Source organism: Microbacterium sp. Bi128, assembly GCF_918698205.1.
The window spans coordinates 1-1206 of record NZ_CAKKMM010001492.1 but is presented as its reverse complement, the minus strand read 5'-3'; the positions used below and the strand labels follow the sequence as shown (position 1 = coordinate 1206).

The window sequence follows — 1206 nt, the reverse complement described above, 5'->3', positions numbered from 1 at the left end:
GGTTCCGCCGGCAATCTCGGCGGTGCCTGCGGTCCGGATCTTGCCGTCCGCAGTGATCGGCGTGTACGTCACGGTCGCCCGGCCGGCGGGGGCACCGAGAACGAGCTGCCGGTCGCCCGATCGCGGAACCGCAACGATGTGCTGGCTGCCCAGCCGGGCCGAGGCGGCGGAAAACGCGATGTCCGCCGCGTCCCCGGCCTGCAGTCCCCGCGTTAGCCGTGCAGTGGCCGCGAACGAGACATCCGAGCTCGCCGCCACGGTGTAGGTCCCGGCCGGGACCCCGGCCAGGGAAACTTCCGTGACCGCGCCGGCCTTCGCCGTCACCACGCCGCCGCCGGGCAGCGCCTTCTGGCCGTCGGGACCATACAGCTTGATCTCGACCACGGCGTCGGTGGCCCCCGGCACGGCGACTTCGAGGGCCGGTCCGGCGTCGGCGAAGCCGGGCTTTGCCTTGAGCGCGGCCAGCGCCGCGGGATCCTGGATGTCGAGACCGGCGGCCACCTGGCTGACGGACGGGGCGGTGCCGGGGGTGATGAAGTCGACGCCGCCGGGTGTGAGGCCGCGGAGCACGCTTTGCTGGACCACGGCAGCCACCGGGCCGCCGGTGCTGCGGACCCGCACGCCGAGCCGTTCCTGTCCCGGCGCGAGCCCGGCCAGGATGATGGAGCGGGTGCTGCCGGGCGCCACCAGCAGGCCGCGGCTTCCGGGAGCCTGGATCGGGCCCTCGGAGCCAAAGAGGTCCAGGCTCACCGTCGCCGGCGTGCTGGAGGCATTGGTCAGGTTCAGGACCGCCGACCGGCCGAGCGCCGTGTTGGCGCCGACCAGCCAGAGATCGTTGCCGGGCTGCTGGCACGCGGCAGCCGCGGAACCCTGGAGGTCCCCGTCCTCTGCCGTGTAGCTCAGGACGGCGCCGGCAGCTGCCTGGTGGTTGTTTTGGGCATCGGCGCTGAGGACGCTGATGTTGTCCACCTCGCGCTGGGGCACGACGCCGGCGACCAGCACGGGCGTGCGGGCCGCAGCCGCGGAAGCCGGGGGCGCGGAAGCTGTGGGCGCGGCGCCCGGCGCGATTTCGGCGAGGGGGGAACCTTTAAGCGGGGCGAGCCGGCTGCCGGGGATGATGCCGGCGCTTGAGCCGAGCACGGCGGCGCTGACGGCTGTCTTCGCGGTGGCGGATTCCGGACTGAACTGGGGGTCGGTGCCCACGGG

Annotated in this window: 1 protein-coding gene; it reads right to left on the bottom strand. The window is 73.8% G+C overall.

Annotated elements, in window-relative coordinates; all coding sequences use genetic code 11:
- On the bottom strand, positions 1–1206 hold a 1206-nt coding region (locus LQV45_RS33955; RefSeq protein WP_230012232.1), incomplete at both ends, for a DUF5719 family protein.